The organism is Roseateles sp. GW821-FHT09H10 (assembly GCF_059415865.1).
The window spans coordinates 942,471-964,609 of record NZ_JBWKOB010000002.1 but is presented as its reverse complement, the minus strand read 5'-3'; the positions used below and the strand labels follow the sequence as shown (position 1 = coordinate 964,609).

Below are 22,139 nucleotides of genomic sequence, written 5' to 3'. Positions count from 1 at the left end.
CGCCGGGATGAGTGGCAAGGCCGGCCGCATGAATGGCGAACCGGCGGGGTGGATGGCGGCTATGCTGCGCCTACCTCACCGGACGGTGGCGTAGAAAGGCGGTTCCCGTGCAGACACTCGACGAGATGCGTGACCGTGGCCTGTTGACCTGCGCCCAGCATGCCGAGATCGGCGCCTGGGTCGGCAAGGCGCGCACGCCCGAGGCCATCCTGGCCATGCCCGAGTCCCTGTGGCGCACGCTGGAACTGGCCAGCGTGCTGATGGATGTGGACGCCGACCTGCGCCGGCCGCCCTTGATGGCCTTCTAGCCAGCCGCCAGCGCGCCGGCCATCGACAGCCCGAGCAGGCCCACGGTGATGACCACCCAGTGCATGACCGACAGCAGGCCGGCACGCAGCACCGTGGTCCCCCAGCCGGCCTCATGCACCCGCTTCAGGGCCAGCACCGGGTAGACGTTGGACCAGACCCAGACGGCGAACCACACCGGCCCCCAGGGCAGCAGCACCGCCAGCAGCAGCATGCCGTACCAGGCGGCGTGCAGATGCATGGCGAAGACGAAGTGGGCGCCATAGGGCTGGCGCCAGAACAGCAGCTTGAGCAGGCCGGCGAAGAAGGGCAGGGAGCACAGCACCGCATAGGGCGCCAGGCCCATCATGGTGGCGCCCATGGCGCTCATGGATCCCTGGGGATCGGCGCGCCAGCGGTCCTCGGCGCGGTGCATGCGGTCCTGCATGCCCTGGGGCAGCTGCGAGGCGAGCTGCGGGTCGAGCATGTTCACCTCCCCGCTGCGCTCGACCACCCTCTTCCTGGCCTTGGCGATCTTGTCGGAGGCGCTGGATGCGGCCGAGGCGGCCGGGGACACCACCTGCGCCACCTCGTCGTCATCGTCCAGGAAGGACTGGGTGCTGCCGGGCATCAGCTTCAATGCCAGGAAGAACAGCAGGCCCAGCGTGAGGATGAGGCGCAGCGGCAGCACATAGCGCTGCTTGCGGCCGGCCAGGTATTCGCGCGTCAGGAAGCCGGGCCTGGCCATCAGGCCCCACAGGCTCTTCCACAGCGTGCCCTCGACGGCGATGTAGTGGCTGACGAACTCGTGCACGAACTCGAACAGCGAGGGCGGATGGTTGGCCGTGTCCTGGCCGCACTGGCTGCAGAAGCGCGCGCCCGCCATCAGCTTGCTGCCGCAGTTCAGGCAATCCTCCGCGGTGCCGTGGCCATGGCGGGTGCCATCGCCGCCGGCCGCCAGGCTGGCAAGGTCGGCCGAGGCCACCACCGCGGCGGTCCCGCCGGCCAGGCCGCTCAAGCCTGCGTCATCCATATGCCCTTCCTCCGCGGCTTGTGGGTGAACGGCAGCCTCGCAGGCCGCCGGCGCGCAGTGTGCCGCAGCTGCCGCATGCCGGCACGCCGATTGCCGCAACTTCCACCCCTCACCCGGAGACTCCCGCCATGAAGCTCTATTTCAGCCCCGGTGCCTGTTCGCTGTGCCCGCACATCGTGTTGCACGAGGCGGGCCTGGATCACGAGGCCGTGAAGGTCAACCTGAAAACCCACCAGCTGGCCGATGGCAGCGACTACTACGCCATCAATCCGCGCGGCTATGTGCCGCTGCTGGAGCTGGACAGCGGCGAGCGCCTGACCGAGAACGCCGCGCTGGTGCAGTACATCGCCGACCTGGCGCCCGGCAGCGCGCTGCTGCCGCCGGCCGGCACGCTGGAACGCACGCGGGTGCAGTCCTGGCTGGCCTTCATCGGCAGCGAACTGCACAAGGGTTTTTCGCCGCTGTTCAATCCGGCCCTGCCGGAGGAGGCCAAGCCCATCTTCAGGAAGAAGCTGGTGGAGCGCTTCACCTGGGTGGACGGCCAGTTGGCCGGCAAGTCCTGGCTGATGGGCGAGAGCTTCTCGGTGGCCGACGCCTACCTCTTCGTCATGACCGGCTGGGCCGGGCGCACCGGCGTGGACGTCGCGGGCCTGGAGAAGCTGACGGCCCACCAGGCGCGCATGAAGCAGCGCCCGGCGGTGCAGGCGGCGCTGAAGATGGAAGAGGCGGCGGCGGCCGCCTGATCAGGCCTTGGCCTGCTTCAGCAGGCCCGAGCAGGCGGCGCGGGCCTTGGCATCGCTCGCGTCCAGCTTGCCGCAGACGCCGTCCAGCTGGGTCCGCAGGCGGCCGACCGCGGCGGCCTGGGCGGGCGTCTGGTTCCAGCCGCCCAGCAGGCTGCTGATCTTCTTCAGGTCGCGCTCGCTGCGCTCGTAGAAGGCGCCGGGATCCTTCTCGGCCTCGGCGAACAGCTGGGCCGCGGTCTTCTCGATGCGGGCGGTGTCCTCAGGCGCCAGGGCGACCAGGGCGCCCAGGTAGTTGGCGCCCCACTGCAGGCGGGTGGCCGGGCCCTCGCTCTTGTTGAAGGCCTCCTCGTACCAGCGCAGCGCGTCGGCCTTGCGGCCCTGCTTGCGCGCATTGCCGCCGAGCTGGCTCATCAGGTAGTAGGGCGAGTGGCTGCGCGCCAGCGCCGACTTCAGCAGGTCGTCGCTCTCCTTCCACAGGCCGGCGCGGCCCAGCAGATGGGCGGCTTCGGTGATGACGGCTTGGCGCTCGTAGCCATCGGTCACCTCGCGGTTGGCGCGGCTGGTCTGCTCGCGGGCCTCGGTCAGCAGGGCGGCGGGCAGATTCTTGGGGAAATGGTCGTCCTTGGCGGTGTCGATGCGGGCCAGGTCGATGCGGGCCTGCAGCGCATTCAGGCGGTCGGTGCGTGACAGCGTGCCGTCTTCGTTGAGGCGCTTCAGGGTGGCGTCGAACTCGGCGATGAGGGCGTTGCGCGCCTCGCCGGGTTGCGGGGCCAGCGCCTTGACGAGGTCGGGGGCCTCGTTGGTCAGCACGTCCATCTGGGCGCGGGCTTGGGGCCCGTCGGCCAGCACGGCGCGCAGCCGCGGCAGCTGGGCCGGGTCGGCCGTCTTGCCTTCGCCCAGCGCTCCGATGGACTTCAGCCACAGCCGCGTCGTCGTCTCGGTGTCGACGCCTTCGCTGGCCTTGGCCAGCTGGGTCAACGTGGCCGGGCGCTGTTCAATAGGCAGCAGTTGCTGCTCATCGGTTTCCCAGCCGTAGAAGCCCAGCAGCCGCCATTCGTTGGCGTTGAGCTTCTTGCCGGCCTTGGCATCGGCCAGCACGGCCTTGACCGGGCGGCCGCTGGACAGACCCAGCTGCAGCACCTTCATGACCTGGGCCGCATCGGCCTCGCCGGGCAGGCGGGTGATCTCGGTGCCGGCCGGGTTGAACAGGATCATCGTCGGGTAGCCGCGCACCTTGAAGCGCGTGCCCAGCTTCTGCGCGCCGGGACCGTCGCCGTCGATGCCGACGGCCACGAAGGCCTTGCTCTGCTCGATGAAGTCGGCGCGGTTGAACAGCGTCGCCTTGAGCTGGTTGCAGGGCGGGCACCACTTGGCGCCCCAGTACAGCAGCACCGGCTTCTTCTCGGCCTTGGCCTGGACGAAGTAGCGGTCGATGTCGGCATCGGCCGCGGCGGCCTGCCAGGACACGCCCGGGCCGGTGGCGGCGTGGGCAACAGGGGCGGCGCAGCTCAGGGTCAGGGCCAGCGCAAGCGACGAGAAGAGGGGTAGCAGCTTCATGGCAGGCGACGAAAGGGCGGTGCCGCATTGTCCTTGGCTTTGCGAAGCCCCTTGTCAGGATTGGTGAAGCTGCTCATGAGCGAAGCGCATAAGGCCGCGCCTCATGGCGAGGGCGTGCCGAGGACACGGCAGGCCAGGTCGGTGTCCATGTACTCGGTCACCGAGCGCAGCCGGCCGTCCTGGACGCGGTAGACCATGCAGTAGTGGTTGTCATAGGCCTCGCCCGCCGTGGTCCTCACCTCGCCGCGGTATTGCACGACCACCGTGTCGTCGTCGGCGATGAAGTGCTCGGCATGGCTGCGGTAGCGCGTCGAGAAGCGCTTCATCAGCGGCGCCAGCAACTCCTGCAGCACGGCCTCGCGGCCGCTCCAGCAGCGCGACCAGGCCGAGTGGCCGGCGATGGTCCAGCTGAAGTCCTCGGCCATGGCGTCGCGCAGCGGGCGGCCGTCGCCGTCGGCCAGGGCGGCGTAGATGGATTGCAGCAGGGCCTTGTTGGCGGCGGGGGTGTTCATGGCTTGCTCCTGGGGTTCAGCGGATCGCGGGCCGGGCGCTGGCCGGTGGCGATCCAGTCGTCGTAGAAATCCAGCTTCTGGTCCAGGGCCGCCAGGGCTTCCTGCCAGCGCGCGATGGTGGCCAGCACGCCGGCACGGTGGGCGGCCAGCATGTCGCGGCGCGCGCCCAGGCTCTTGCGGCCCTGGGTGACCAGTTCCGTGTAGCGCCGCATTTCGGCGATGGACATGCCGGTGGTGCGCAGCCTCTCCATCAGTTCCAGCCAGGCGACGTGCTGCTCGCGGTAGCGCCGCCGCCCGCCCGCGTCACGGGCCACGCCGGGCACCAGGCCCTGGGCCTCGTACCAGCGGATGGCGTGGACGGACTTGCCGCAGCGCACGGCCAGGGCGCCGATCAGCAGCAGGGGAGGGTCGTCGACGGCGTTCTTCATACCGCCATTGGACGAGCTCGAGTGCACTCGAAGTCAAGGGCCGCGTGGCGATTGCAGAATGCGGCCGCCTCCATCCCCGGGATCTTCATGAGCTTGCTGAGTCGATTGCTGATGCTTTGCCTGCTGCCGCTGGCGCTGCTGGCGCGGGCAGCGCCGGGCGATCCGGTGGCGGCCGGCGGCTTGACGGCGCCCATCGCGACCTATGTGCTGGCGATCTACTACCCGACACCGCCAACCAAGGATCCCCGCGCGGCGCTGAAGGCCCGCCTGGCCGCCGGCCCCGGCCTGCCCCGGGCCGTGACCGTTCTGCCCAAGCCGCCCGCCGAGCCGGTGGTGCAGGCGATCTGGGAGACCGATGCGGCGCGGAACTACACGCCGCCTTCACCCGAGATGGTGAAGTTGTTCGGCCACGGCCTGAGTGAGGCGCAGGCCAAGGGGCTGCAGGGCGCGCGCCAGGTGCTGATCCTGGCCTTCGCCCATCCGACCGGTCTGCCGGCTTATCGCGCGTCGATGGCGCTCGGCGAGCAGGTGGCCCGCGACACCGGCGGCCTGCTGTGGGACGAGGAGACCCGCGAGGTCTTCACGCCCGAAGCCTGGCGCGAGCGCCGCCTGGCCACCTGGCAGGCCCAGCTCCCGGACGTCACCCGGCACACCGTCATCCACGCCTATGCAGATCGGGGCCTGGTGCGCGCCGTCACGCTGGGCATGGCCAAGTTCGGCCTGCCCGACCTGGTCGTCCACGGCTTCGGCTGGTCGACCAACGACCCCGCCGGCAATCTCATCAACGGGCTGGCGCAAACCTTGGTGGAAGGCGGGCGGCCGGCCGTTGCGGGGCAGTTCGACCTCGACCTGGCCGCGATCCGGCATGACGGCGTGCGCCAGCATCAGACGTCCAGGCTCAAGGCCGGCGCGACCAGCCGGGCGCGGCTGCGCCTGGCCCAGGCGCAGCGGGAAGACGGCGACCCGGACAACCCGCTGGTCGAGATCGGCTTCGACGCCTATGCCGGCGCGGACGGCCCGGCAAGGCAGCAGGCGCTGCTGCACGCGCTGTATGGATCGGGCGAGGACACGGCGCGCGATATCCGCCACGACGACGCCATCCGCGAAGCCAGCCGCCTGGCCCGCGCCAGGCTGCCGGCGCTGCAGAAGACCTTCGCGCGCGGGCTCAAGCCCGGCGAGTACCTGCTGGTCAAGGCGCCCTTCCCCATTCCCGGCGGCGGCCGCGAATGGATGTGGGTGGAGGTGACGGGCTGGGCCGGCGACGCCATCACCGGCCTGCTGCAGAACCAGCCCCGCGACATCCCCGGCCTGCAGGTCGGGCAGAAGGTCCAGGTCAGGCAGGCCGAGGTGTTCGACTACCTGCATCGTGACGCCGACGGCCGCGAGGAGGGCAACACGACGGGCAAGCTCATCCAGGCCCAGTCGGGCGGCGGGCGCTGAGAGCCGCATGAGCAGCGAACGCCTGCCTCTCGCCCTCGCCGCGCTGCGTGAACGGGCCCGCCCCGAAGCCCTGGAGGCCATGGCCCGCTTCGGCCTGACCGGCGACGCCCGCCTTGGCCTGGCCGTGCCGACGCTGCGCGCCCTGGCCCGCGAGTTCAGGCGCGACCACGAACTGGCCCTGGCGCTGTGGGACACGGGCATCCCCGACGCCCAGATCCTGGCCGGCATGGTGGCCGAGCCAGCCAGGCTGACGGTGGCGCAGATGGACCACTGGGTGGCCGGCATGCGCGCCTGGGACGTCTGCGACCAGGCCTGCACCAATGCCTTCGTGAAGAGCCCGTTGGCTTGGGGCCTCATCCCCCGCTGGGCCGCGCGGGGGCCGGAGTTCGAAAAACGCGCCGGCTTCGCGCTGCTGGCCATCGCCGCCGTGCACCAGAAGACGCGGCCGGATGCCGACTTCATCGCCCGCCTGCCCCTCATCGAGGCCGCGGCGGACGACGAGCGCAACTTCGTCAAGAAGGCCGTCAACTGGGCCCTGCGCCAGATCGGCAAGCGCAGCCTGGCGCTACGTGAGCCTGCGCTCACTGTGGCGGAGCGGCTGTGTACGCGCCAAGAGAAGGCGGCGCGCTGGATAGGCAGCGACGCGCGCCGGGAACTGAGCCGGGCCTAGCGCTGGCCGAGCTGCTCCTCGATGGAGCGCGTCTTCTCGTTGGGCGAGTCGCCGCTGTGCAGCGTCGTCTTGCGCTCCACCAGCATCAGCAGGCACTCCTGCTCGGCCACGGGGCAATGCTCGACGCCGCGCGGCACGACATACATCTGGCCCGCCTGCAGCGTGACGGCACCGTCGCGCATCTCGATGCGCAGCTGGCCGCGCAGGATGTGGAAAAGCTCGTCCTCTTCGGGGTGGCGATGCCAGCCGAAGGTCCCCTGCACCTTGGCGACCTTGACGTAGTTGTCGTCGAAGGCGCCGACAACGCGCGGCGACCACAGCTCGGTCAGGCCGGCGGCCACATCGATGGGGCTGATCGCGGTGATGGGGGTGTCGGGCATGGGGGCTCCTGGCAGGCGCGCCAGCCTAGCTCAGGCCGCGCCGACCGGCCGCTGGAGGGTCATTAATTGACTCTGACCCCAATTTATATCCCTCTTTGGGGGGGAGAGGCGGGGGATGCCCCCCACCGCCATCCCCCCTCGGTCCACCCTCCGGGTGATGTCCCGAAAAAGGCTTGGCCGCGATGCTGACGGCATGGCGTTGAACACGACGCCGCCCCTTCAGAAACACGGAGCCGACACCATGCAATTCTTCAACTCGCAGTCGTCCTGGTCCAACTCCAAGCTGCCCCAGGGCGCGGCGCTGCGTTGCGTCAACAGCACCGGCGCTGCCCGCAAGCTGGACTGCGGCTGGTACGACTCCAGCTTCGACCTGGCCCAGGGCCTGGAGATCGTCGAGCAGGACTGCGACACCCTCTACCAGCTCTGGGACCTTTCTCAGAACTAAAGCGAGCAGGCGAGCTTGGTCCCTTGCAGGATGGCCCGCTTGGCGTCCAGCTCGCCAGCTTCCAGCGCGCCGCCGATCAGGTGGACATTGACGCCGGCGGCCTTCAGAGGCGCTTCCAGCTCGCGCAGCGGCTCCTGGCCGGCGCACAGCACGATGGTGTCGGCCTCGATGAGCTGGGTGTCCTTGCGACCCTCGCCATAGCTGACCCACAGGCCCTCGGGCGTGATCTGCTCGTAGTTGACGCTGGCCAGCATGTCGACGTTCTTCATCTTCAGCGCGGCGCGGTGGATCCAGCCCGTCGTCTTGCCCAGGCCCGCGCCGGGCTTGCCGGCCTTGCGCTGCAGCAGCGTGATTCTCCGCGTCGGCGCGTCGGGGGCCGGGCGCAGCAGGCCGGCACGCACCTGTTCCGGATCACCCACGCCCCAGTGGCGGCGCCAGGCGGCCGGGTCCAGCGTCAGCGAATGGCCGGCCTCCAGCAGGTATTCGGCCATGTCGAAGCCGATGCCGCCGGCACCGACGATGGCCACGCGGCCCCCCACCGGCTTGTCGTGGCGCAGCACGTCGATATAGCTCAGCACCTGGCCGCGGGCCATGCCCTCATCCTGGCCCTTGATCTTCGGGTTGCGGGCGCTGACGCCGGTGGCCAGCAGCACCTCGTCGAAGCCCTTCAGCTCCTCGGCCGAGACCCGACAGTTCAGTTTCAGCTCGACGCCGGTGATCTCGATGCGGCGGCCGAAGTAGCGCAGCGTTTCCTGGAACTCCTCCTTGCCCGGCACCCGCTTGGCCATGTTGAATTGGCCGCCGATCTCGTGAGCGCCGTCGAACAGCGTCACCGCATGGCCGCGCTCTGCCAGCGTCGTCGCGGCGGCGAGGCCCGCTGGGCCGGCGCCGACGACGGCGATGCGCTTCTTCGCGCCACCGGTTGAAGCGATGGGCCGGATCACGATCTCCTGCTCATAGGCCGCCCGCGGGTTGACCAGGCAGGTCGAGATCTTCTGCGCGAAGGTGTGGTCCAGGCAGGCCTGGTTGCAGGCGATGCAGGTGTTGATCTCGTCCGCCCTGCCCTGGCGGGCCTTCTGCACGAAATGCGAGTCGGCCAGGAAGGGCCGCGCCATGGACACCATGTCGGCCGAGCCGTCGGCCAGCACGCCCTCGGCCACCTCGGGCGTGTTGATGCGGTTGCTGGTGATCAGCGGCGTCGTGATGCCCTCGGCACGCAGCTGGGCGCGGACCTTGGCCGTCACCCAGGCGAAGCCCGCGCGGGGCACGCTGGTCGCGATGGTCGGGATGCGCGCCTCGTGCCAGCCGATGCCGGTGTTGATGATGTTCGCGCCGCCCTTGGCCACGCGCCGGGCCAGTTCCATCACTTCGTCCCAGCTGCTGCCATTGGGCACCAGGTCCAGCATGGACAGGCGGTAGATGATGATGAAGTCCGGCCCCACGGCCTCGCGCATGCGGGCCAGGATCTCCAGCGGCAGGCGCATGCGGTTCTCATACGAGCCGCCCCAGGCGTCCGTGCGCTGGTTGGTGTGTTCCACCAGGAACTGGTTGATGAAATAACCCTCGCTGCCCATGACCTCGACGCCGTCGTAGCCGGCCTCGCGGGCCAGCTTGGCGCAGCGGATGAAGGCCTTGATCTGGCGCTCGATGCCGCGGCTGCTGAGCTCGCGCGGCGTGAAGGGCGAGATCGGGCTCTGGATGCGCGACGGCGCCACGCACAGCGGCGAATAGCCGTAGCGGCCGGTGTGCAGGATCTGCAGCGCGATCTTGCCGCCCTCGGCGTGCACGGCGTCCGTGATGATCTTGTGGCGGCGCGCGGCGCCCGAGGTGGCGAGCGTGCCGGCAAAGGGCTTGGCCCAGCCCTCGATATTGGGCGCGAAGCCGCCCGTCACGATCAGCCCGACCTCGCCCTTGGCGCGCTCGGCGAAGAACACGGCCATGCGCTCGAAGTGCTTGCGCCCGTCCTCCAGGCCGGTGTGCATGCTGCCCATCAGCACGCGGTTCTTCAGCGTCGTGAAGCCGAGATCCAGGGGGGCGAGGAGGTGGGGATAGTTCATCCCGGCGATGCTAGCGAGGCTCTGGCGCCGGAATTGGAGTGTTCTCCTCACCCCAGTGGTGCTGGCGCAGCAACAGTTCTTCACCGGCCGCTAGATGCGGGAAACCGTGACATCCTCGGCTTGAGTTCTAATCGCGAGTCCGCGTATTTGGCCGCACCTTGGCAATCAGGCCCGGCGGTTTGGTTTTTTCGGAGAGTTTTCGATGCGATTCACCCCCTGGGCCACCCGTCTGGTCCTGACGCTGAGCCTGTCAGCCACTGCATTCCTGACCGCCTGCGGCGGCGGCGGCGGCGGCGACAGCAATACCCAAGTGCGCCTGCTGAATGCCACGCGCTCTTACGCCCAGCTGGATCTGTCGGTCAACGACAAGACCATCAACAGCAAGGTCGCCTACGCGGCCGTCGGCGAGTACGGCACGGTCGACACCAACGCCACCGCCACCAAGGTGCTGACCAGCGACGTCGGCACCAGCGTGTCGGCCACGACGCCCACGCTGGCCCAGGGCAGCAACTACACCTTCATCACCTACGGCTTCGCCGGTGCCGTGCGCACGACGCTGCTGCAGGAAGCCGAGACGGTGCCCGAGGCCAACAAGGCCAAGCTGCTGGTGCTGAACCTGGCACCCGATGCCGGCGCCCTGGACATCTATGTCACCACGGCCACCGATCCCCTGGACTCCGCCACCGCGCTGACGACCAATCTGCAGGGCGGCGCCGGCAGCGGCTACATCCAGATCAACTCGGGCACCTTCCGCGTGCGCGTGACCGGCTACAACAAGCGCACCGACCTGCGCCTGGACATCCCGGCCGTCACCCTGGACTCGGCCAGCGTCAACACGCTGATCCTGACCGCCTCGGACGGCGGCGTGCTGGTCAACGGCATCAGCCTGGTCCAGAAGGGCGCCGTCAAGAACTTCGCCAACACGCAGTCGCGCGTGCGCACCGTCGCCGCGCTGACCGCCGGTGGCAACGTGAGCTCGGCCATCAACGGCCAGGCCATGTTCGCCGCCCCCGCCATCAGCCCGCTGATCAGCGAGTATGTGACCACCGCCTCGGGCGCCAGCACGCTGAGCGCCAACGTCAACGGCGCCGCGGTCAGCTTCAACGCCCCGACGCTCGCGGCCGGCAAGGACTACACCCTGCTGGTCTGGGGCGATGCCGCCGCGCCCAAGTTGTCCGTGCTCGACGACGACAACCGCCTGCCCACCGTCACCGGCAACGTCAAGGTCCGCCTCGTCAACGCCCTGCCGACCGTGAGCACGTCGCTGAACGTCGACTTCAGCGCCATCGCGTCCAACGTCGCCCCGGGCACCGTGTCCGTGCCCAACAGCATCTCGTCGACGACCTCGTCGCAGGTGGACGTGACGGTGCCGACCTCGGCCACCGCCATCTACACCAACGCCACGCTGGCCTTCCCGGCCAACAGCGTCTGGACCTTCTTCGCCGTGCCCAGCGCCACCGCCGGCCAGGGCATGACCGCCCTGCCCAAGCGCGAGCGCCCGTAAGCTCAGGCTGACGCCTCGCAAAGCCCCCGTGCCTGCCGGCCGGGGGCTTTTTCAATTCCGGTTCGGGAGAAGATGGGGCCATGTCCGCCCCCACCCGCCTCCATCTGCAGCGCCTGCGCCTGCTGTGGCGCAGCGCCGGCTGGCCCAGCCAGGACTTCGTCGAGGTCGAACTGCTCGCGGCCGGCTGGGTCGAGCGCCTGCAGGAGGCCGACGGCCGTGAACGCCTGCGCGTGACGGATGCGGGCGTGGCCCATATCGCCGCCTCGCTGACGCGCAACCGCGCCGCCCGCGACGCCCACGAGGGCCTGGTCGAGCGCGTCGCCACCGAGATGCAGCGCGCCGGCCGCATCGCTTGGCGGGGCCTCAGCTTGCGCGCCGGCCTGCCCGCCCCGGATGGCGAGGAGGGCGGCAAGACGCTCTGGGTCAACGCCATGCCCGACGTCTATTCCATCCGCCACAGCACGGTGGAGGACTATCTCGAGCCCGCCATCCACGAGATCAAGGTCAGCCGCGCCGACCTGCTGGGCGAGTTGCGCCGCCCGGCCAAGTCGGCCGCCTACCGCGCCCTGTGCGGCCAGTGCTGGTTCGTCATCAAGGCGGGCATCGCCCAGCCCGAGGAGATCCCGCCCGAGTACGGCGTGCTGATCGGCCACGCGACCCACCTCGAACTGGCCCGCCCGGCACCCAAGCGCGCCCACAAGCCCGACTTCGCGACCTGGATGGCCCTGGCGCGCGCGACGCCGCTGGCGCCGCCGGAAGACCCGCAGTTCCCGCTGGCCTGAGCCTGCCCCTCACCGCCGCCTGCACACCGGCGGCAGCCGATCCACAATCCCCGCTCATCACCCGTCTGAGCACTGCCATGGCCGCAGCCAACAAGACCGTCAAGACCGATGCCGATGTCGAGGCCCATTTCGACGCCCAGCCCGAAGCTCGCGCGGCCGACTGCCGGGCGCTGGCGGCCCTGATGCAGCGCGTCAGCGGCCACCCGCCCAGGATGTGGGGCCGCATGGTCGGCTTCGGCGACTACCACTATGTCTATGAAAGCGGCCGCGAGGGTGACGTCTTCGAGATCGGCTTTGCCAGCGGCGCCGGCGGCAAGGGCGACATCAGCCTCTACCTGACCTGCGACGCGAGCCAGCATGCCGAGCTGCTGTCCCGGATGGGCAAGCACCGCGCCGGCAAGGGCTGTATCTACATCAAGCGCCTGTCCGACATCGACATGGGCGCGCTCGCCGAACTCTGCGAGGCGGCGCTGCGCGAATGCCGCAAATGAACGGCCCCCTGCTCGACATCCAGTGCCCGCGCTGTGGCGGCGGCTTCGAATGTGGCGTCAATGCCGGCCACTGCGCCTGCTTCGGCATCCGCCTCACCGAGAGGCTGCGCGTGCAGCTCGCCGAGCAGTACAGCGGCTGCCTGTGCCTGCCCTGCTTGCACGAGCTGATCGAGGCCGACCTGCGCCGTCAGTCGGTGATCGGTGCCGCCAGCCCCTCGGGCTGACCGGCCGCCGCCACTTCGGCCAGATAGCCCGCCAGCCGGGCCGTATCGCAATGCACCGTCAAGGCGCTGACCCGGCCCCAGCGCAGCTCGAACTCGTGCATGCCGCGGTTGCTGCCCTCGCGGCCGCCCGGCAGCTGGAAGCGGTCGCGCCAGGCGACGACGGCGCGCGTGCGCCAGGGCCAGCCGCTGACCCAGATGCCGTCCACCTCGAAGCGCAGGCCCGGCAGCAGGCGCTGCAGCCGGCCATACCAGCGCGTCGTCGCGGCCAGGTCGCGGCGCTCGCCGCCGAGGGCGTGGTCGCCCACCATGCAGTGCCGGTGCGCGGCGCCGAACTGCGCCGGGATGCCCTCATAGCGCCCCGCGTTCAGCTCGGCAAAGGCGTTCAGCAGCTTGCGCTTGACGATGGCGTGATACATGGCCGCACTCTCCTTGCTGTCCGCCCTGCCATGCGAAGGGAAGCATGATCTTGACGGTGTAAAGATGAGGGCAGTATCCGCCTCGATCTTGACGATGGCAAGATGCGGCGCATGAGCAAGCCTGCTTCGGCCCGAACGCCCGCCGCGAAGACCACCCCTGCCCGATCGGCGCGGGCGCCGCGTCCCGCGAAGCCGGCCAGCCCCACCGCCGGCGAGAAGCCGCCGCGGCCGCGCGCCAAGGCGGCCGGCGCCTACCACCATGGCGAGCTGCGCGAAGCCCTGCTGGACGCCGCCGAGGCCCTGCTGGCCCAGCGTGGCGCGGCGGGCTTGAGCCTGCGCGACGTGGCCCGCATCGCCGGCGTGTCGCATGCGGCGCCCTATCACCACTTTGCCGGCCTGCCCGAGCTGCTGGCGGCGCTGGCGGCGCGCAGCTTCGAGCAGCTCGGCGCCGCCATGCAGACCGGCGTCGACGCCCACCCGGGCGATGCGCGCGAGCAGCTGCTGGCCATCGCCGCCGCCTATGTCGACTTCGCGCGGCGCCGGCCGGCGCGCTTTCGCCTGATGTTCGGCCCCGTGCTGGCTTCGCGCCAGCAGCACCCGGGCCTGGACCGCGCCGCCGAAGCGAGCTTTCGCGTGCTGCTCGACGCGGCCACGCGCTTCGACGCCACCTCGGGGCCGCTGATCGCGCTGACTGGCTGGAGCCTGGCCCATGGCCTGTCGCATCTGAGCCTGGACGCAGCCTTCACCGGCCTGCCCCTGCCCGGCCCGCTGCCGGAGCCCGCGGAGCTGGTGCGCCTCATGAGTGCGAGGGTCTTGGCCGGTTAGGCATGATGGGCGGCGATGACCGCCCTCGACCGCATTGCTCCCCCGCTGTTCATCTTCATCTGGGCCACCGGCTATATCGTCGCCAAGCTGGCCGCGCCCTACGCCGACCCGCTGACCTTTCTGGCCTGGCGCTATGCCGGCGTCGTCGCGCTGATGCTGGGCCTGGCACTGGCGGCGCGGGCGGCGTGGCCGTCGCGGCGCGACATGGCCCACCTGGCCGTCTCGGGCCTGGGCATCCAGGCCCTCTACCTCGCCGGCGTCTGGGTCTCGATCCGCCAGGGCCTGCCGGCAGGCACGGCGGCGCTGATCGTCAACCTGCAGCCGGTGCTGGTCGCCGCCGCGGCGCCGCTGATCGGCGAGCGTGTCGCGCCGCGGCAATGGGCGGGCGTGGCGCTGGGCCTGGCCGGCGTCATCCTCGTCATCTGGCACAAGCTCAACCTCGGCACCAGCTACGGGCCGCCGCTGCTGCTCTGCCTGATGGCCCTGCTTGCCATCACCGGCGGCACGCTCTACCAGAAGCGCTTCGTGCCGCATTTCGACCTGCGCACCGGCCAGGTCGTGCAGTTCGCGGCCTCGCTGGCCGTGACCCTGCCCCTGGCCTGGGCCTTGGAGCCCATGCGCATCGAATGGAATGCCTCGGTGCTGGTGGCCATGGCCTGGAGCATCCTGGTGCTGACGGCCGGCGGCATCAGCCTGATGTTCTACATGCTGCGCCATGGCCGGGTGACGGCCGTGACCAGCACCATGTATCTGGTGCCCTCTGTCACCTCGGTGATGGCGTGGTTGCTGTTCGGCGAGACACTCGGCGCACAAGCCATCGCCGGCATGGGTGTGACGCTGCTCGGTGTCTATCTCGTCGTCGCGCAGAGGAAAACGGAGACAGCATCATGAGCCGAGCACATCACCAGTTCTGGCCCGTCCGCGTGCCCCACGCCATCGAGCCACCGGCCACGGCCCTGCCGGACAACCTCGCCATCAACGCACGCCGCTTCCCGCAGCGGCCCGCCCTGGTCTTCCTCGGCCAGACGACGACCTACGCCGAGTTGGCCGCCCAAGTGGCGCGCCTGGCCGCCTGGCTGGCCCAGCGGGGCATCCGACGAGGCGACCGCGTGCTGGTGGGCCTGCAGAACTGCCCCCAGCTCGTCATCGCCCATTACGCCGTCCTCAGCGCGAATGCCGTCGTCGTGCCCGTCAACCCGATGAACAAGGCGGCGGAGATCAGGCACCTGATCGAGGACAGCGGTGCCGTGCTGGCCATCACGAGTGCCGACCTCAGCGCCGAGTGGCTGTCGGCAGGCATGGCCGCCAAGGATCTGGTGGTGACCCGCCTGGCCGAGGTGCTGCCCGGTGGCCGCACCCAGGGCCATGGCCTTCCGCCGGGTTGGGCCGACTGGCTCAACGCCGACATCGCCCTGCCCGCCGGCACCACCGCCTGGGCCGATGCCCTGGCCTGCACCGCCACTCCGCCCACGCTGGACGTCGGCGCCGACGACCTTGCCCTGCTGCCCTACACCAGTGGCACCACGGGCCACCCCAAGGGCTGCATGCACAAGCACCGCAGCCTGCAGCACAACATCTTTGCCGGCGGCCTGTGGGCCAATGTCAGCCATGAAGACGTCGTGCTCGGCGTCGTGCCGATGTTCCACATCACCGGCATGGTCGTCATCATGCACGGCACGCTGGCGGCCGGCGCCTGCCTGGTGCTGATGCCGCGCTGGCAGCGCGAATACGCCGCCCATCTGATCAAGGAACACCGCGTCACGCGCTGGACCAACATCCCGACCATGGTCATCGACATGCTGGCCAGCCCGCAGGTGGACAGCTTCGACATGAGCAGCATGGTCACCATCGGCGGCGGCGGCGCCTCCATGCCGCAGGCCATTGCCGAGCGGCTGTGGCAGCGCTGGCGTCTGCGCTACATGGAAGGCTATGGCCTGACCGAGACGGCCGCGCCCAGCCACAGCAACCCCTACGACGCTCCCAAGCAGCAATGCCTGGGCGTGCCCTATATGAGCTGCGACTCGCGCGTCGTCGACCCCGACACGCTGCAGGAACTGCCCGTCGGCGAGGCCGGCGAGATCATCGTGCACGGCCCCATGGTGTTTGACGGTTACTGGCGGCGCCTGGATGCGACGGCCGCTGCCTTCATCGAGTTCGACGGCAAGCGCTTTTTCCGCACCGGCGACATCGGCTTCGTCGACGCCGACGGCTACTTCTTCATGACCGACCGCTTGAAGCGCATGATCAACGCCAGCGGCTTCAAGGTCTGGCCCAGCGAGGTCGAGAACCTGATGCATGCCCACCCCGGCATTGCCGAGGCCTGCATCATCTCGGCGCCCGACGCCTACCGCGGCGAGACCGTCAAGGCCGTCGTCGTGCGGCGCGCCGGCCATGAGGCGCTGACCGAAGAGCAGCTGCGCGACTGGTGTCGCGCCAACATGGCCGCCTACAAGGTGCCCGCCCTCATCGAGTTCGTCGACAGCCTGCCCAAGAGCGGTGCCGGCAAGGTCATGTGGCGGGCGCTGCAGGAGAGGGAGAAGGCACGGGCGGGCTGAGCGGACTGGCGGGCTCACACCCGCTTGTCCCGCGCGCGCTGGCTGCCGGCCTTGCCGATGGCCTTCCACTTGCCGCGCTGCTCGATGCGCTGCAGCGGCGTCATCTCGCCGCGCTGGGCGTCGCGCAGCAGCTTCTGGTAGTTCTCGAGGCGGTCCGCGTCGACATGGGCCTGGACCGCGCAGCCGGGCTCGCCCTCGTGTCGGCAGTCGCGGAAGCGGCATTGCTGCGCGAGCGACTGCACGTCCTCGAAGGTCGCCGCCAGCGTCTTCGCGTCCGCATCCGGCCGGAAGGTGCGCAGGCCCGGCGTGTCGATGATGCAGCCGCCCAGCGGGCACAGGTGCAGGGTGCGAGCCGTCGTCGTGTGGCGGCCGCAGCCGTCGCCCTTGCGCACGCCGCCCGTCGCCTGGTCGGCATGGGCCAGGGTGTTGATCAGCGTCGACTTGCCGGCGCCCGAGGACCCGAGCAGCACCAGGGTCTGGCCGGCATGCAGCCAGGGGGCGATCTCGTTGGCGGCCTGGCGCGTCAAGGCATTGACCGGCAGCACCGGCACGGTCGCCGGCAGGCGGGCGTACATCTCGGCGATGCGCGCCTGCGCGTCCGGCGCGATGTCCAGCTTGGTCAGCACGACGACCGGCACCACGCCGCAGGCCCGCACCATCGCGATATAGCGCTCCATGCGGCGGGCGTTGAAGTCGGTGTCCAGTCCCATCACCAGCAGGGCCGCATCGACATTGCTGGCGAGCGGCTGGCGGCGCCCGTCGTTGGCGCGGCGCGCGATCTGCGTGACGGGCTCGACCCGCTCGACGATCCAGGCCTCGCCATGGGCGTCGATGTGGGCGGCGACCCAGTCGCCGATGGTCAGCAGCTGGGCCGTGGTCTGCAGCTGCTGCACCAGCCGCGGCAGCTCGCGGGCCAGCAGCTCGCAGCGGCCGTCATGCAGGGTGAAGCAGTTGCGCTGCACCTCGGTGACGCGCGCCAGGCGCAGGCCGGGTTCGGGAGCGGTGAGTTGAGTGGCACGGCTCGCGAGGGCGGGTGTCAGCCCGAAAGCGTGCAGGGTTTCGAAATCGAATTCGATCATGGGAGTCCATTGATTGGGCTTCGTCCGCGCGCTGGCGCGGACCCGCTTCGTACGCGTCGGCGCACGAAGGTGAAGGGATGGGAAGCCGGCCGCGGATTGCGCGGCGATCAATGGACCCGCGATGAACGCAGGGTCGAGCGCAGGTTCAGTGGCCTGGGGCGCTCAGCGCAGCCGACTCGAGGAGGGCGACACGATCTGCTTGTTCCATGGCTTTCTCCTGTTCGGCTGGATGGATGAAGGCCGCGAGTCTGCAGCGTTATGCGGTGCAGGTCAATGGCGCGGCCTCTCAATGGACCTCGGAGACCAGATCGTCGTCCCGGGTCTGTCGCGTCGCCGCCGCGGGTGCCGCGGGCCACAGCGCCCGCAGCCGCGTCAGCGCAGTCGCTTCGTGCAGGCCCTCGGCGAGCAGATGGGCCACGCTGGAGATGAACTCGGCCCGCGCGACGCCGGGCGGCCGGGCAGCCGGCGCCGGGCTCATGCGCTGCGCACGGGATGGCAGGGCGACGTCGATCACGTCGATGCAGGCCCTGACCCAGCGCTTCCTGACCGACAGGCTGCAGCCCGGCATGCCGCCGTCCATGGCCGGCCGCAGCGAAGCCGGCATCGGCCCGGCGGACACATTCAGCACCGCGCTGTGGCTGCGCTTGCGGAAGTGCGGCAGCAGCGCGCCGGTCAGGTGCTGCATGCCCAGCCGCTGCGCCTCCAGCCTCTCGAGGCTGCCGTCGTCTTCGAGCAGGGCTTGCATGCCGGGCAGGGATCTCACCGGGAAGGCGATGGCGATGTTGACCAGCATGTTCAGGCCCGGACAGGCCGCCGTGACCTGCTCGGTGAAGCCGGCGACGCTCCAGGGATCGGCCAGGTCCAGGTCGACGGCCCGCATGCCGGGAACGCTGCGCGCCACCGCCTGCGCCGCGCCCGGCTCGGCATCGAAGACGATGACCTCGTTGCCCAGCCGGCACAGCAGCTCCGCCACGCCGCGCCCGATGCCGCGGGCGCCGCCGGCGACGAGGATGGTGTTGCCTTGCATCATCATTGCGACCTCCTGGATGAAGGCCCGCATTGAATCGGCTGACCGCCGTTTGGAGCAGCCAAATCCGGTCATGTGATTGCACGATTCGCCCATCGTGCGCGGGGCGCCCGCTGGGCGCGCCGATCGGCCCAGGGGCGGTAGCCCAAAACCACCAAGCTCTTGCACGATTCGCTCAATCCAGGCCCTATCGTCCAGCCGCCCCTTGAGCGCGCCGGGAGCAGCGGTTACGGTGTCGGCATGGGTTCACTCGAAGCATTGCGGCAGCTCATCCAGCGCCACGCCGCCCCCATGGGCGAGCGCCGCCCGGGGGACGTTTTCGCGGGCTCGGTGGAGGCTCCTACCGAGATGGTCCACCATGTGATGGAGCCGACCTTCGTCATCGTCGCCCAGGGCGCCAAGCGCGCCATGCTGGGCGATGAGGTGTTCGAGTACGGCCAGGGCCAGTTCCTCGTCGTGGGCGTGGAGCTGCCGATTGCCGGCTGCGTCATCGAGGCCAGCCCCGACAAGCCCTATCTCGGCGCCGGCATGACGCTGCGCGCCTCCACCATCTCCTCCCTGCTGCTGGAGATGGGCCCCGCGGCGGCGGCATCGGAACCCGCGGGCTATGCCGTCAGCAATGCTTCGGAAGACCTCATCGACACCGTGGTGCGCATGCTGAGGCTGAAGGACTCGCCGCGCGACGCCGCCGTGCTGGGGCCGCTGGTGGAGCGTGAGCTGGTGTGGCGTCTGCTGCACGGCCCGCAAGGCGCCATGATGAGACAGATCGGCCTGGCGGACAGCCGGCTGTCGCAGATCGGCCGGGCCATCCGCTTCATCCGCGCCCATCATGCCGAGGCCATCTCCATTCCCATGCTGGCCGACATGGTGGCCATGAGCGAGTCGTCCTTCCACCGCCACTTCCGCGGCGCGACGACCATGAGCCCGCTGCAGTACCAGAAGCTGATCCGGCTGCAGGAGGCGCGGGCGCGCATCCTGGCCGACGCCGGCGACGTGGCGGCCATCGGCTACAGCGTCGGCTACGACAGCCCCTCGCAGTTCAGCCGCGAGTACAGCCGCCTGTTCGGCGCGCCGCCGGGGCGGGACAAAGTGCGGCTGGGGGCGCGGGCAGCCGGGGTTGCGGCGGCCGTCTGAGGGCCCGCGGCCATCCCGCCGCGGTGCCGGCCTAACATGGCCAGATGCTGGCCCAACCTCGCTACGTCGTCGCCGTGCCCGATCTGGCGCGCTCCGCCGCCTGGTATCGCGACGTGCTCGGCTTCGCCGTCCACGACATGGGCGACCCCGGCTGGTGCTGGTTGGAGCGCGATGCCTGCGTCATCATGGCCGGCGAGTGTCCCGACGCCATCCCGCCGGCCCAGCTCGGCGACCACAGCTATTTCGCCTATGTGCAGGTCAGCGATATCGACACGTTGTACGCCGAGATCAAAGGCAGGGGTGCCGAGCTCATCAAGCCGCTGCGTGACGAGCCCTGGGGCATGCGCGAGTTCGGTGTGCGCAGCGTCGATGGGCATCGCCTGATGTTCGGCCAGCCGCTGCCATGAAGCAGGCCTGGGCAGCCCTGGGCGCGCGCGGCGGCGAGGCCCTGCAAGCCGAGCTGCTGGCCCGTTATGCGGAGCCGCACCGCGGCTATCACACGCGCCAGCATCTGGACGAATGCGTGGCCCTGTGCGGCGAGTTCGCCCATCTGGCCCAGCGGCCCGCCGAGATCGAGATCGCGCTGTGGTTCCATGACGCGATCTACGACGTGCACCGGCATGACAACGAGGCCTTGAGCGCCGACTGGGCGCGCGCCGCGCTGCTGGATGCCGGCGCGCCTGCCGACGTGGCCGGGCGCGTCGCGGCCCTGGTGCTGGCCACGCGTCACAGCGTGGCAGCGGCCACGCCCGACGAGCAGCTCCTCGTCGACATCGACCTCGCCATCCTCGGCGCCGCGCCGGCGCGCTTTGCCGAGTACGAGACGCAGATCCGCCGCGAGTACGCCCACGTGCCGCAGGCGCTCTTCAACGAGAAGCGCGGTGCCATCCTGGCAGGCTTTCTGGCCCGGCCGGCGCTGTACGGCACTCAGGCCCTGCGCGCGCGCTTCGAGGCGGCCGCGCGCGCCAATCTTCAGGCGGCGCTCAGCGCGCTGCCGCGGCCCGACGGCTTGAGCAGCAGATAGAGCAGCGGGCCGAAGGAGCCGGCGGCCAGCGTGATCAGCGCGAAGGGCCAGACCGTGCGGTCCGTCTGCCGCGCATCGCGCCAGATGAAGCCCAGCGCGATCCAGGACATGATGATGAGGTCCAGCAGCACCTGCCAGGCGCCGAGGCTGCTCATGCCGGCCTGCCAGATGCCGAGGTAGCCGACCTGCCACATCACATAGGTCGAGTAGGCGCCGAAGGCGGCGAGGACGAGGATCAGGACGGCTCTCATGACGATCTCCTTGAGGGACGGTTGACGGTGGTTGATGGCCTCATGCTCGGCCGCCGGGTGCATCGCCGCAATGACCTCGGAGGTCATCGCCGAGCGGCGGCGCGTGGCCTAAGGTCCGCCCCATGAAGCTGCTCGTCCCCGCCACCCTCGCCCTCGTCGCCCTGCTGCATGCCCTGCCGCTGGCCGGCGTGCTGGGCGCCACCAAGCTGTCCGCCCTCTACGGCGTCGATGCCCGCGAACCCGGCCTCGAACTGCTGCTGCGCCACCGCGCCGTGCTCTTCGGCCTGCTCGCCGCCTTCCTCGCCTGGGCCGCGTGGCAGCCCGCTTTGCGGGGCCCGGCACTGGTCGCGGGGCTCGTCAGCGTCGCGTCCTTCCTGCTGTTCGCCATCCCGACCGGCACGCTGCCAGCGCCGCTGGCCACCGTCGTCAAGCTGGACGTGGCGGCGCTGATACTGCTGCTCGCCGCCGGCATCGTCCACCTGCTGCCCACAGCCAAGCCATGACCGCCACCCTCGCCATCCTGCGCAAGTCCCGCCGCGTCAGCCAGCTCGAGCTGTCGCTGCGCACCGGCGTCTCGCAACGCCATCTCAGCTGCATCGAGACGGGCCGCTCGCGTGCCGGCCGCGAGACGCTGATCGCCCTGCTCGACGCCCTCGGCGCCACGCTGCAGGAGCGCAACCAGGCCCTGCTCGCTGCCGGCTATGCGCCCGCCCACGCGGAACGCGCACTGGACGCGCCCGAGATGGCGCCGGTGCGCGCCGCGCTGGAACAGCTGATCCACGCCAACGGCGCGGCGCCGGCCCTGGTGCTGGACGGCGAGTACAACGTCGTCATGGCCAATGCCGGACTGGCACGGCTGATAGGCCTGCTGGGCCTGCCGGCCGAGGCCATGCTCGGCCAGCCGCTGAACCTGCTGCGCGCCGTCTTTGCGCCCGGCGGCCTGCGCTCGATGTGCGAGGACGAGGCCTGGCTGTGCGGCGAGATGTGGGCCCGCGCCTGCCGCGAAGCCGAGCATCTGCCCAGGCTGCGCGCCCTGCTGGACGAATTGCGGCCGACGCTGTCGCCCTGGACCGCGGTCGAGACCGGCAACCTGCCCGTGCTGGCCTTCCGGCTGCGCGCGGCCGACGGCCGCGTGCTGAGCTTCTTCTCCACCATCACGAGCTTCGGCACGCCGCTGGACATCACGCTGGCGTCGCTGAAGGTGGAGCACCTCTTCCCGACGGACGAGGTGACGCGTCAGGCCCTGGCGGACGCCCAGGCCCAACGCTGATGCTGCC

General features: G+C 70.2%; 27 protein-coding genes. 17 read left to right on the top strand and 10 right to left on the bottom strand.

Annotation, left to right across the window (positions count from 1 at the left end; genetic code table 11):
• The first annotated feature begins 107 nt into the window (after positions 1 to 107).
• Positions 108 to 308 carry a hypothetical protein gene (locus AC07OY_RS12480; RefSeq protein ID WP_495042901.1) on the top strand — a complete coding sequence of 67 codons (201 nt, stop codon included), beginning with the start codon at positions 108 to 110 and terminating at the stop codon, positions 306 to 308.
• On the opposite strand, the gene AC07OY_RS12475 is transcribed toward AC07OY_RS12480, so the two are convergent.
• Positions 305 to 1,318 (bottom strand): DUF3667 domain-containing protein, encoded by a 1,014-nt coding sequence (locus AC07OY_RS12475; RefSeq protein WP_495042900.1) that lies wholly within the window; start codon positions 1,316 to 1,318, stop codon positions 305 to 307. The two genes, AC07OY_RS12480 and AC07OY_RS12475, sit on opposite strands and share 4 nt — an antisense overlap.
• Before the next feature lie 128 nt (positions 1,319 to 1,446).
• On the opposite strand from AC07OY_RS12475, the gene gstA reads away from it, so the two are divergent.
• A complete protein-coding gene (gene gstA / locus AC07OY_RS12470; RefSeq protein WP_495042899.1) occupies positions 1,447 to 2,061 on the top strand; it encodes a glutathione transferase GstA in 615 nt (204 codons plus the stop codon).
• Here gstA and AC07OY_RS12465 read toward each other — a convergent pair whose 3' ends face one another.
• The 3 genes from AC07OY_RS12465 to AC07OY_RS12455 form a co-directional block, all read right to left on the bottom strand.
• A complete protein-coding gene (locus tag AC07OY_RS12465; protein ID WP_495042898.1) occupies positions 2,062 to 3,618 on the bottom strand; it encodes a thioredoxin family protein in 1,557 nt (518 codons plus the stop codon).
• Positions 3,619 to 3,719: 101 nt separating this feature from the next.
• Entirely contained in the window at positions 3,720 to 4,130 is a 411-nt protein-coding gene (locus tag AC07OY_RS12460; protein WP_495042897.1) for a nuclear transport factor 2 family protein, read from the bottom strand.
• A complete protein-coding gene (locus AC07OY_RS12455) occupies positions 4,127 to 4,558 on the bottom strand; it encodes a MerR family transcriptional regulator (RefSeq protein WP_495042896.1) in 432 nt (143 codons plus the stop codon). Before AC07OY_RS12455 ends, AC07OY_RS12460 begins: the two co-directional genes overlap by 4 nt.
• A gap of 87 nt (positions 4,559 to 4,645) precedes the next feature.
• Here AC07OY_RS12455 and AC07OY_RS12450 point away from each other — a divergent pair, with 87 nt between their 5' ends.
• Positions 4,646 to 5,998: a DUF2314 domain-containing protein gene (locus AC07OY_RS12450; RefSeq protein ID WP_495042895.1), complete on the top strand. Its 1,353-nt coding sequence runs from the start codon at positions 4,646 to 4,648 to the stop codon at positions 5,996 to 5,998.
• A 7-nt stretch (positions 5,999 to 6,005) separates the two neighbouring features.
• The gene (locus tag AC07OY_RS12445) at positions 6,006 to 6,668 is read left to right on the top strand and encodes a DNA alkylation repair protein (RefSeq protein WP_495042894.1); all 663 of its coding nucleotides are present in this window, start codon (positions 6,006 to 6,008) and stop codon (positions 6,666 to 6,668) included.
• Here AC07OY_RS12445 and AC07OY_RS12440 read toward each other — a convergent pair.
• Positions 6,665 to 7,048 carry a cupin domain-containing protein gene (locus tag AC07OY_RS12440; protein ID WP_495042893.1) on the bottom strand — a complete coding sequence of 128 codons (384 nt, stop codon included), beginning with the start codon at positions 7,046 to 7,048 and terminating at the stop codon, positions 6,665 to 6,667. The two genes, AC07OY_RS12445 and AC07OY_RS12440, sit on opposite strands and share 4 nt — an antisense overlap.
• Before the next feature lie 241 nt (positions 7,049 to 7,289).
• On the opposite strand from AC07OY_RS12440, the gene AC07OY_RS12435 reads away from it, so the two are divergent.
• Entirely contained in the window at positions 7,290 to 7,493 is a 204-nt protein-coding gene (locus AC07OY_RS12435; protein WP_495042892.1) for a hypothetical protein, read from the top strand.
• On the opposite strand, the gene AC07OY_RS12430 is transcribed toward AC07OY_RS12435, so the two are convergent.
• Entirely contained in the window at positions 7,490 to 9,550 is a 2,061-nt protein-coding gene (locus AC07OY_RS12430) for an oxidoreductase (RefSeq protein WP_495042891.1), read from the bottom strand. The two genes, AC07OY_RS12435 and AC07OY_RS12430, sit on opposite strands and share 4 nt — an antisense overlap.
• A gap of 202 nt (positions 9,551 to 9,752) precedes the next feature.
• On the opposite strand from AC07OY_RS12430, the gene AC07OY_RS12425 reads away from it, so the two are divergent.
• From AC07OY_RS12425 to AC07OY_RS12410, 4 genes are all read left to right on the top strand, one after another.
• A complete protein-coding gene (locus AC07OY_RS12425; RefSeq protein WP_495042890.1) occupies positions 9,753 to 11,054 on the top strand; it encodes a DUF4397 domain-containing protein in 1,302 nt (433 codons plus the stop codon).
• Positions 11,055 to 11,134: 80 nt separating this feature from the next.
• On the top strand, positions 11,135 to 11,836 hold the full coding sequence (locus AC07OY_RS12420) for a hypothetical protein (RefSeq protein ID WP_495042889.1): 702 nt from the start codon (positions 11,135 to 11,137) through the stop codon (positions 11,834 to 11,836).
• A gap of 77 nt (positions 11,837 to 11,913) precedes the next feature.
• On the top strand, positions 11,914 to 12,327 hold the full coding sequence (locus tag AC07OY_RS12415; RefSeq protein ID WP_495042888.1) for a DUF1801 domain-containing protein: 414 nt from the start codon (positions 11,914 to 11,916) through the stop codon (positions 12,325 to 12,327).
• Complete coding sequence (locus AC07OY_RS12410) at positions 12,324 to 12,551, top strand: cysteine-rich CWC family protein (protein WP_495042887.1); 228 nt, start codon at positions 12,324 to 12,326, stop codon at positions 12,549 to 12,551. The genes AC07OY_RS12415 and AC07OY_RS12410 overlap by 4 nt, the downstream gene beginning before the upstream one ends.
• Here AC07OY_RS12410 and AC07OY_RS12405 read toward each other — a convergent pair.
• Complete coding sequence (locus tag AC07OY_RS12405; RefSeq protein ID WP_495042886.1) at positions 12,515 to 12,967, bottom strand: nuclear transport factor 2 family protein; 453 nt, start codon at positions 12,965 to 12,967, stop codon at positions 12,515 to 12,517. The two genes, AC07OY_RS12410 and AC07OY_RS12405, sit on opposite strands and share 37 nt — an antisense overlap.
• Positions 12,968 to 13,078: 111 nt before the next feature.
• Between AC07OY_RS12405 and AC07OY_RS12400 the strand changes: the two genes are divergently transcribed.
• From AC07OY_RS12400 to AC07OY_RS12390, 3 genes are read left to right on the top strand one after another with little or no spacing between them, the layout of a single operon-like run.
• Positions 13,079 to 13,792 carry a TetR/AcrR family transcriptional regulator gene (locus AC07OY_RS12400; protein WP_495042885.1) on the top strand — a complete coding sequence of 238 codons (714 nt, stop codon included), beginning with the start codon at positions 13,079 to 13,081 and terminating at the stop codon, positions 13,790 to 13,792.
• Positions 13,793 to 13,807: 15 nt separating this feature from the next.
• On the top strand, positions 13,808 to 14,683 hold the full coding sequence (locus AC07OY_RS12395; protein ID WP_495042884.1) for a DMT family transporter: 876 nt from the start codon (positions 13,808 to 13,810) through the stop codon (positions 14,681 to 14,683).
• Positions 14,680 to 16,347 (top strand): long-chain-fatty-acid--CoA ligase, encoded by a 1,668-nt coding sequence (locus AC07OY_RS12390; protein WP_495042883.1) that lies wholly within the window; start codon positions 14,680 to 14,682, stop codon positions 16,345 to 16,347. The genes AC07OY_RS12395 and AC07OY_RS12390 overlap by 4 nt, the downstream gene beginning before the upstream one ends.
• Before the next feature lie 14 nt (positions 16,348 to 16,361).
• Here AC07OY_RS12390 and rsgA read toward each other — a convergent pair whose 3' ends face one another.
• Both rsgA and AC07OY_RS12380 read right to left on the bottom strand, forming a co-directional pair.
• Positions 16,362 to 17,426 (bottom strand): ribosome small subunit-dependent GTPase A, encoded by a 1,065-nt coding sequence (gene rsgA, locus AC07OY_RS12385; RefSeq protein ID WP_495042882.1) that lies wholly within the window; start codon positions 17,424 to 17,426, stop codon positions 16,362 to 16,364.
• A gap of 286 nt (positions 17,427 to 17,712) precedes the next feature.
• Positions 17,713 to 18,459, bottom strand: a complete 747-nt coding sequence (locus AC07OY_RS12380) for an SDR family NAD(P)-dependent oxidoreductase (protein WP_495042881.1) — start codon at positions 18,457 to 18,459, stop codon at positions 17,713 to 17,715.
• A gap of 234 nt (positions 18,460 to 18,693) precedes the next feature.
• Here AC07OY_RS12380 and AC07OY_RS12375 point away from each other — a divergent pair, with 234 nt between their 5' ends.
• The 3 genes from AC07OY_RS12375 to AC07OY_RS12365 are packed head-to-tail and all read left to right on the top strand — an operon-like array spanning position 18,694 to position 20,611.
• Positions 18,694 to 19,587, top strand: coding sequence for an AraC family transcriptional regulator (locus tag AC07OY_RS12375; RefSeq protein ID WP_495042879.1), 894 nt, complete (start codon positions 18,694 to 18,696; stop codon positions 19,585 to 19,587).
• Between the two features lie 44 nt (positions 19,588 to 19,631).
• Positions 19,632 to 19,994, top strand: coding sequence for a VOC family protein (locus tag AC07OY_RS12370; protein ID WP_495042878.1), 363 nt, complete (start codon positions 19,632 to 19,634; stop codon positions 19,992 to 19,994).
• The gene (locus AC07OY_RS12365) at positions 19,991 to 20,611 is read left to right on the top strand and encodes an HD domain-containing protein (RefSeq protein ID WP_495042877.1); all 621 of its coding nucleotides are present in this window, start codon (positions 19,991 to 19,993) and stop codon (positions 20,609 to 20,611) included. Before AC07OY_RS12370 ends, AC07OY_RS12365 begins: the two co-directional genes overlap by 4 nt.
• Here the strand turns inward: AC07OY_RS12365 and AC07OY_RS12360 are convergent.
• Entirely contained in the window at positions 20,560 to 20,862 is a 303-nt protein-coding gene (locus tag AC07OY_RS12360) for a DUF2834 domain-containing protein (RefSeq protein ID WP_495042876.1), read from the bottom strand. The two genes, AC07OY_RS12365 and AC07OY_RS12360, sit on opposite strands and share 52 nt — an antisense overlap.
• Before the next feature lie 122 nt (positions 20,863 to 20,984).
• Here AC07OY_RS12360 and AC07OY_RS12355 point away from each other — a divergent pair, with 122 nt between their 5' ends.
• Together AC07OY_RS12355 and AC07OY_RS12350 are read left to right on the top strand one after the other, a co-directional pair.
• Positions 20,985 to 21,365: a phosphopantetheine adenylyltransferase gene (locus AC07OY_RS12355; RefSeq protein WP_495042875.1), complete on the top strand. Its 381-nt coding sequence runs from the start codon at positions 20,985 to 20,987 to the stop codon at positions 21,363 to 21,365.
• Positions 21,362 to 22,132 carry a helix-turn-helix domain-containing protein gene (locus AC07OY_RS12350; protein WP_495042874.1) on the top strand — a complete coding sequence of 257 codons (771 nt, stop codon included), beginning with the start codon at positions 21,362 to 21,364 and terminating at the stop codon, positions 22,130 to 22,132. Before AC07OY_RS12355 ends, AC07OY_RS12350 begins: the two co-directional genes overlap by 4 nt.
• The last annotated feature ends 7 nt before the right edge of the window (positions 22,133 to 22,139 follow it).

Bases quoted from the DNA above. Each gene is read 5' to 3' on its own strand.
- AC07OY_RS12475 (WP_495042900.1), bottom strand. From the start codon at position 1,318: ATGGATGACGCAGGCTTGAGCGGCCTGGCCGGCGGGACCGCCGCGGTG.
- gstA (WP_495042899.1), top strand. From the start codon at position 1,447: ATGAAGCTCTATTTCAGCCCCGGTGCCTGTTCGCTGTGCCCGCACATC.
- AC07OY_RS12465 (WP_495042898.1), bottom strand. From the start codon at position 3,618: ATGAAGCTGCTACCCCTCTTCTCGTCGCTTGCGCTGGCCCTGACCCTG.
- AC07OY_RS12460 (WP_495042897.1), bottom strand. From the start codon at position 4,130: ATGAACACCCCCGCCGCCAACAAGGCCCTGCTGCAATCCATCTACGCC.
- AC07OY_RS12455 (WP_495042896.1), bottom strand. From the start codon at position 4,558: ATGAAGAACGCCGTCGACGACCCTCCCCTGCTGCTGATCGGCGCCCTG.
- AC07OY_RS12450 (WP_495042895.1), top strand. From the start codon at position 4,646: ATGAGCTTGCTGAGTCGATTGCTGATGCTTTGCCTGCTGCCGCTGGCG.
- AC07OY_RS12445 (WP_495042894.1), top strand. From the start codon at position 6,006: ATGAGCAGCGAACGCCTGCCTCTCGCCCTCGCCGCGCTGCGTGAACGG.
- AC07OY_RS12440 (WP_495042893.1), bottom strand. From the start codon at position 7,048: ATGCCCGACACCCCCATCACCGCGATCAGCCCCATCGATGTGGCCGCC.
- AC07OY_RS12435 (WP_495042892.1), top strand. From the start codon at position 7,290: ATGCAATTCTTCAACTCGCAGTCGTCCTGGTCCAACTCCAAGCTGCCC.
- AC07OY_RS12430 (WP_495042891.1), bottom strand. From the start codon at position 9,550: ATGAACTATCCCCACCTCCTCGCCCCCCTGGATCTCGGCTTCACGACG.
- AC07OY_RS12425 (WP_495042890.1), top strand. From the start codon at position 9,753: ATGCGATTCACCCCCTGGGCCACCCGTCTGGTCCTGACGCTGAGCCTG.
- AC07OY_RS12420 (WP_495042889.1), top strand. From the start codon at position 11,135: ATGTCCGCCCCCACCCGCCTCCATCTGCAGCGCCTGCGCCTGCTGTGG.
- AC07OY_RS12415 (WP_495042888.1), top strand. From the start codon at position 11,914: ATGGCCGCAGCCAACAAGACCGTCAAGACCGATGCCGATGTCGAGGCC.
- AC07OY_RS12410 (WP_495042887.1), top strand. From the start codon at position 12,324: ATGAACGGCCCCCTGCTCGACATCCAGTGCCCGCGCTGTGGCGGCGGC.
- AC07OY_RS12405 (WP_495042886.1), bottom strand. From the start codon at position 12,967: ATGTATCACGCCATCGTCAAGCGCAAGCTGCTGAACGCCTTTGCCGAG.
- AC07OY_RS12400 (WP_495042885.1), top strand. From the start codon at position 13,079: ATGAGCAAGCCTGCTTCGGCCCGAACGCCCGCCGCGAAGACCACCCCT.
- AC07OY_RS12395 (WP_495042884.1), top strand. From the start codon at position 13,808: ATGACCGCCCTCGACCGCATTGCTCCCCCGCTGTTCATCTTCATCTGG.
- AC07OY_RS12390 (WP_495042883.1), top strand. From the start codon at position 14,680: ATGAGCCGAGCACATCACCAGTTCTGGCCCGTCCGCGTGCCCCACGCC.
- rsgA (WP_495042882.1), bottom strand. From the start codon at position 17,426: ATGATCGAATTCGATTTCGAAACCCTGCACGCTTTCGGGCTGACACCC.
- AC07OY_RS12380 (WP_495042881.1), bottom strand. From the start codon at position 18,459: ATGATGATGCAAGGCAACACCATCCTCGTCGCCGGCGGCGCCCGCGGC.
- AC07OY_RS12375 (WP_495042879.1), top strand. From the start codon at position 18,694: ATGGGTTCACTCGAAGCATTGCGGCAGCTCATCCAGCGCCACGCCGCC.
- AC07OY_RS12370 (WP_495042878.1), top strand. From the start codon at position 19,632: ATGCTGGCCCAACCTCGCTACGTCGTCGCCGTGCCCGATCTGGCGCGC.
- AC07OY_RS12365 (WP_495042877.1), top strand. From the start codon at position 19,991: ATGAAGCAGGCCTGGGCAGCCCTGGGCGCGCGCGGCGGCGAGGCCCTG.
- AC07OY_RS12360 (WP_495042876.1), bottom strand. From the start codon at position 20,862: ATGAGAGCCGTCCTGATCCTCGTCCTCGCCGCCTTCGGCGCCTACTCG.
- AC07OY_RS12355 (WP_495042875.1), top strand. From the start codon at position 20,985: ATGAAGCTGCTCGTCCCCGCCACCCTCGCCCTCGTCGCCCTGCTGCAT.
- AC07OY_RS12350 (WP_495042874.1), top strand. From the start codon at position 21,362: ATGACCGCCACCCTCGCCATCCTGCGCAAGTCCCGCCGCGTCAGCCAG.